Genomic DNA, 5,662 nt, shown 5'->3' with positions numbered 1-5,662 from the left:
CGGCGGTGCGGGACCGCCGGGCCGGTCACGCACCGCCGCACGGACGGTGAGGCGCCCGGGTACGGGTCACCGGCACTGTCCGGACCGGGGCCCGTGCACGGTGTTGCCGCTGTCGTCCAGGCCCGGTTCGTTGCCGTCGCAGGACAGCGGGCCGTCGACCTGGTTGCCCTCGAACGCGGGTGTGTCCTCGCCGGGCAGCAGCCCGCTGCCGCTGTTGCCGGTGATCCGCACCGCCCCGGTCACCGCGTTGCCGCCGGCCCCGATGCCGCCGGTGTTGGCGTCCAGGGCGAGCGGACCGTGCACGATGTTGCCCCGGCAGGCCTGCTCACCGCCGCCGATCCGCACGAAGCCGCTGCTGTGCGCGACGGTGACCGGCCCGGTGAGGGTGGACCGGCAGACGGTGAGGGCGAGGGCTCCGTCGGCGGTGACGGGCCCGTCGATCCGGGTGTCCGAGACGGCCAGCGACCCACCGGGCCGCACGGTGACCCTGCCGTCCTGGCTTCCGCCGGAGGCGATGCAGACCGCCTCCCCGGTGTCGACGGTCAGGACACCGTGGTGGGCCGTGTCGATGCACGGCCGGCTGAAGCCGACCGTGAGATCCGTGGGGTCGCCGGTCGTGCTCGGAGAGAAGACGGGGTCGCCGCTGTAGGTGGCGGTGATCGCGTGGTGGCCGGGTCGCAGCCCGCCGGTGGTGAAGCGGGCACGTCCGTGGTCGAGCGGCACGGTCGCCAGCGGCGTCGGGCCGTCCGAGAAGGTCACCGTGCCGCCCGGGGCACCCGCGTTCGCCGGGTCGACGGCGGCGGTGAGGGTGACGGGGTGGCCGAACAGCGGGGTGGACGTGTCCGCGGAGAGCGAGACGGAGGTGTCGTAGCGGAAGGAGACGACCGCACTGCCGGCGCCGTGGTTGACGCCCTGCAGGAGCTGGACCCCGGAGGCGGCCGGTGTCGCGTAGCTGCTGCCGCCGCCTCCGCCGGCCCCGTACAGGTTGCCGGGGTTTCCGCCGCCGGAGCCGCCTCCGCCGCCGAAGTAGCCACCGCCGCCTCCGCCGCCGCCGTTGCCGCCCCGGGCGCCGTTGCCGCCCGGGCCTCCGCTGCCGGGGTTGGGCAGGCCGGTGTTGGGGTCGGTGTCGCTGCCGGCGACTCCGGGACCGCCGAGGGCCGAGTTGGGGCTGCCGGTGCCGGGCGCGCTCGGGCCTCCCCCGCCGCCGGCGACGCCGGATCCGTCGGGGCCGCCGCCCTGGCCGCCGTCCTGGCCGGCCGGTCCTCCGCCGTCCCCTCCCCGCAGCAAGGGCCCGCCGTTGCCCGCGCCTCCGCCGCCGCCGGCCACCAGGACCCGGTCCGAGGGGCCGAAGTCGCCCGCCCGCACATCGGAGGCGCCGCCGCCGGAGCCGCCCCCGCCGTGGGCTCCCCCGCCGCCGGATCCGTGCCCGAACCCGCCGGGCCGGGCGAACTCGCCGTGCCGGGAGGTGCCCGGGACACCGGCGGCTCCGACGGTGATCTGGAGCTGCTCGCCGGGTGTGACGGCCAGTCGCGCCCGGGTCTCGCCGCCGAGTCCGCCCGGTGCCCCGGTGTTCGGCGGGTTGGGAGCGACGAAGCCGGCCGCGCCGCCGCCCTCGGCCCCGTACAGATCGACGGTGAGGGCGCTTACCCCGTCCGGCACGGTGAAGACGTCCGTGCCGGAGGCGCTGTACGTGCAGGTGGGCGGGGCACTGGTGAACAGTCCGCCGGCACCGCAGTGCGACGCGGCGGCCGTGTCGGCCGGTTCGGCGGCTCCGGCCGGCAGCGGCGCAAGGACCGCCACGGCGAGACCGGCCGCGCCGAGGGCGGACAGGAACTGGGTGTGCATGGGTCTCAACGGGTTTCCCTCAGGCAGGAGTTCGGGGGCGGCGGCGCGGCGGCTCAGACGCCGTCGTCGGCGCACAGCGCCCAGACGTCGGAGGAGGTACTCGGCGAACTGCCGCCGCCGGTGTGGGTGGCGGCGGTCCAGTACGCGGTGCCGGTGGTGCCGTCCGAGACCGGGGTGCCGCCGGAGTCGCTGGGGTAGCTGCCGTTGAGGTGGTCGCCCGGGGAGCCGGGACCGGTGAAGTCGGTCGTGGTGACGCTGCCACCGCTGATCGCGGCACCGCCGCTGACGAGTTTGCCGTCGTTCCCGCCGCAGCCGACGGTCGCACTCTGGCCGCTGGTGGCGGCGGTGGGGCCGCTGACCTCGCCGAAGCGCACCTTGACGGTCGTCGCGCCGATGCCGATGCCGTTGCCGCTGCAGATGGCGTAGGCGTAGGTGGTGTTGCCGCTGTTGCCGCCCCCGCCGTTCCAGCCGACCGCGGTCCAGGAGTCGGGGTTGGTCTCGCCGTCGGCGGCGGCCTTCTGCCCGTGGTCGTGCGCGGCGTCGTCGAAGGTGGGGAAGCTCGCGATCGGCTTGAGGCTGCCTACGCTCGCGGGCGTGATGCGGGCCCCGCCGCCGAGCAGGCGGGTGTTCGCGGGGCAGGTGGCGGTGACCAGGCCGACCGCGCCGCTGGTCGTCGGACCGGCGAGCTTGTTCATCACCACCTGGGTGTGGTTGATGACGCTGCTGCTGAAGCACAGGGCGTACGGGGTGCTGGAGAAGTCGGCGCCGACCGCTCCCCCGCTGCCGCCGATGCCGAGCCAGTGGGTGACGTCGGTGCCGACCACACCGGTGGAACCGGTGTATTCGGTACTGCCGTCGGGGCTCGGCGACGTACCGTTGATCTTGTTGCCGTTGGACGCCGTGCCGGTGCCGATGGCCTGGTCGATGCCGCCCCCGGAGATCAGGCCGCTCGCGCAGGCGGCACTCGTGGTGATCTCGGAGAAGGTCGAGCCCGGTCCTGCGGTGGCGCCGGGCGTCTTCACCGTGGCTCCCACGGTGTTGGCGTGGGCGACGCCCGGCACGGCCAGGGCGAGTGCGGCGCCGATGGCGCATGTCTTTGCTGCGGCGAGCTGCCGCACCGGTCCGGTCCTCATCGAGTCCTCCCTCTGTGCAGGCCGCTGCCGCGGCCGCCTGGGAACGCAGGGACGATCGGCCGTGTGGCCGTCGGGTGACATGGGGGCGACGGGTGAACCGCTCACAGATCAGGGCACGGTGGCCACGCGTGGGCCGACTCCGCTCCCCGTACCCGGTGATCTTCTGGATCACTGATGAGTGGTCGCCTGCGGGGAGCGCCCGGATGCCGCGGACGCAGCGTCCCCCGGGTGTTCCGGGCGCCCTCTGTCCGCTTCGAGCATGCGGACTCTAACAGCCACACAGGCCCGCATCCACGGCTTCCACGCATGGAAACCCCTTGCAGATGCGGTCTCTTCCCTTTCCTGCGGCAACGCCTCGGAGGAACCACACACACGACCGCCCAGGAACCGGACCGGGCTCGTGCGAAGCTCCAGCCGGGTCAGCCCTTCGCGGCCGCCCCGGCCACCCGCCGCAGCCCCTCGGTGAGTTGCTCCGCGGTGGTGGCCGTGTCCGGGTCGAAGAGCCACTGGACCATGAGGCCGTTGAGGAGGGTCTGGTAGAAGCGGCCCTCGGTGTCGGCGGCCTCCTTGCCGAGGTCGGCCTCCGGAATGCCGCTGAACATCGACACGAGTCCCGACCTGCCCTCCTCCTGCGCCTCGGCCAGGAGCTTGCGCACCTCCGGAATCCGGTCACCCTGGAAGATCAGCTCGAAGCTCAGCAGCCAGATCGCCCGCGACTCGGGGAAGGACCGGACGACGTTCGCCCACACCTCCTGGAACCGCGCGAGCGACCCCGGAGGCTGCGTCACCTCCCCGCCCAGGCCCGGGTCGAAGCTCTCGCCCACACCCTCGATCAGCGAGACGTACGCCTGCACCAGCAGCGCGCCCTTCGAGCCGTAGTGGTAGCCGATCGAGGCCAGGTTGGTCCCCGACGCCTCCACGACGTCCCGCGCGGTCGTCCGCGCGAAACCCTTCTCCAGCAGGCAGCGCTTGGCGCCTTCCAGCAAATCCTCACGGTGTCCCATGCGGACCACCCTACCGCCGATCCATACAAGCGTCCTAGACGCATGACTTATACAAGCGTTCTAGACAAGCGTTTAAGACGCCCGTACAGTCATCGGCATGACGAACTCGACGAGCACCAACTCCCCTGCCGGGCGGGCCGGCCGGCGCGAATGGACCGCGCTCTGCGTGCTGATGCTTCCGCTGATGCTGGTCTCCATGGATGTCTCGGTCCTCTACTTCGCCATCCCGGCGATCAGCGCGGACCTGGAGCCGAGCGGCACCCAGCAGCTGTGGATCTTCGACATGTACGGCTTCGTCCTGGCCGGCCTGCTGATGACGATGGGCTCGCTGGGCGACCGCATCGGCCGGCGCCGGCTGCTGCTGTTCGGCGCCGCCGCCTTCGGCGCCGCATCCCTGGTCGCGGCCTACGCGAACAGCGCCGAGACCCTGATCGCGGCCCGCGCGGTCCTCGGCATCGGCGGGGCGACCCTGATGCCGTCGACGATGGCGCTGGTCCGCACGATGTTCACCGACTCCAAGGAGCGGGCGAAGGCCATCGCCATCTGGTCCGGCGTGATGACCGGCGGCATCGCCCTCGGCTCCGTGCTCAGCGGCGTTCTGGTCCAGTTCTTCTGGTGGGGCTCGGTCTTCCTGGTCAACCTGCCCGCGATGGTGCTGCTGCTGGTCCTCGGCCCGATCCTGCTGCCCGAGTCCAAGAACCCGCAGCCCGGCCGCTTCGACCTCCTGAGCGTGCCGTTGTCGATGGCGGCGGTGCTCCCCCTGATCTACGGCCTCAAGGAGATCCCCTCCGAGGGCTGGCACCCGCAGTACGTCGTCTCGGTCGCCGCCGGCCTGCTCTTCGCGGCCCTCTTCGTCCACCGCCAGCGCACGGCCGCCTCGCCGATGATCTCGCCGGCCCTCTTCCGCAGCCGGGGCTTCGCCCCCGCCGTCGTCCTGAACCTCGTCTCCTCGCTGGCGATCATGGGCTCGGCGATCTTCACCACGCAGTATCTGCAGTCGGTGCTCGACAAGAGCGCGATGGAGGCGGCCCTGTGGGCACTGCTGCCGTCGGTGCCGATCGGCATGGCGGCCCCGTTGGCGACCGCCCTGGTCCAGAAGGGTGTGAACCGCGCCTACGTCGTCACCGCGGGCTTCGTCATCGGCGCGGCGGGCTACGGCATGCTGGCCCTGCTCGGCACGGACTCCCTCTGGCTCGCCCTCGTCGCCTCCGGCGTCCTGTCCTCCGGCATCGTGATGGTGATCTCGCAGATGACCGACCTGGCCATGGGCGCCGCCCCGGTGGAGCAGGCGGGCGCCGCCTCCTCGCTGCTGGAGACGGGCGCGGAGTTCGGCGGCGCGCTGGGCATGGCGGTCCTCGGCTCCATCGGGGCGGCCGTCTACCGCCACGAGATGCCGGCTTCGGCCCCGGCCGAGGCCCACGAGACCCTGGGCGGCGCGCTCGCCGTCGCCGACCACCTGCCGGGGCGTGCGGGAGACGCCCTGGCGACGGCGGCCCGGGAGGCGTTCACCACCGGCATGCACGGCGCGGCCCTCGCCGGGACGGCGATCCTGGTCCTCGCGGCGATGGCGGCGGCGACGACCCTGCGCCGGATCCACGTCCGGGAGACGCCGGTGGAAGAGCCCGAGAAGGCTGCGGCCTGATCCACCTCACCGCACGAAAAAGCGCCGGGCGGGCTGAC

4 protein-coding genes are annotated in these 5,662 nt (G+C 73.1%); 1 reads left to right on the top strand and 3 read right to left on the bottom strand.

What is annotated here, in order from left to right:
- Nucleotides 1-66: 66 nt before the first annotated feature.
- The 3 genes from AB0H32_RS46445 to AB0H32_RS46435 form a co-directional block, all read right to left on the bottom strand.
- Complete coding sequence (locus tag AB0H32_RS46445; RefSeq protein WP_361135205.1) at nt 67-1,845, bottom strand: Ig-like domain-containing protein; 1,779 nt, start codon at nt 1,843-1,845, stop codon at nt 67-69.
- Nucleotides 1,846-1,898: 53 nt separating this feature from the next.
- The gene (locus AB0H32_RS46440; protein WP_361135203.1) at nt 1,899-2,978 is read right to left on the bottom strand and encodes a hypothetical protein; all 1,080 of its coding nucleotides are present in this window, start codon (nt 2,976-2,978) and stop codon (nt 1,899-1,901) included.
- Between the two features lie 419 nt (nt 2,979-3,397).
- Nucleotides 3,398-3,982 carry a TetR/AcrR family transcriptional regulator gene (locus AB0H32_RS46435; protein WP_361135200.1) on the bottom strand — a complete coding sequence of 195 codons (585 nt, stop codon included), beginning with the start codon at nt 3,980-3,982 and terminating at the stop codon, nt 3,398-3,400.
- Nucleotides 3,983-4,079: 97 nt separating this feature from the next.
- On the opposite strand from AB0H32_RS46435, the gene AB0H32_RS46430 reads away from it, so the two are divergent.
- Nucleotides 4,080-5,624 carry an MFS transporter gene (locus AB0H32_RS46430; protein WP_361135197.1) on the top strand — a complete coding sequence of 515 codons (1,545 nt, stop codon included), beginning with the start codon at nt 4,080-4,082 and terminating at the stop codon, nt 5,622-5,624.
- Nucleotides 5,625-5,662: the final 38 nt, after the last annotated feature.

The organism is Streptomyces sp. NPDC020362 (assembly GCF_040642095.1).
In the GTDB taxonomy this organism is placed as follows: Bacteria; Actinomycetota; Actinomycetes; order Streptomycetales; family Streptomycetaceae; genus Streptomyces.
This window is presented reverse-complemented; position numbering and strand designations above follow the sequence as displayed.

Bases quoted from the DNA above. Each gene is read 5' to 3' on its own strand.
- AB0H32_RS46445 (WP_361135205.1), bottom strand. From the start codon at position 1,845: ATGCACACCCAGTTCCTGTCCGCCCTCGGCGCGGCCGGTCTCGCCGTG.
- AB0H32_RS46440 (WP_361135203.1), bottom strand. From the start codon at position 2,978: ATGAGGACCGGACCGGTGCGGCAGCTCGCCGCAGCAAAGACATGCGCC.
- AB0H32_RS46435 (WP_361135200.1), bottom strand. From the start codon at position 3,982: ATGGGACACCGTGAGGATTTGCTGGAAGGCGCCAAGCGCTGCCTGCTG.
- AB0H32_RS46430 (WP_361135197.1), top strand. From the start codon at position 4,080: ATGACGAACTCGACGAGCACCAACTCCCCTGCCGGGCGGGCCGGCCGG.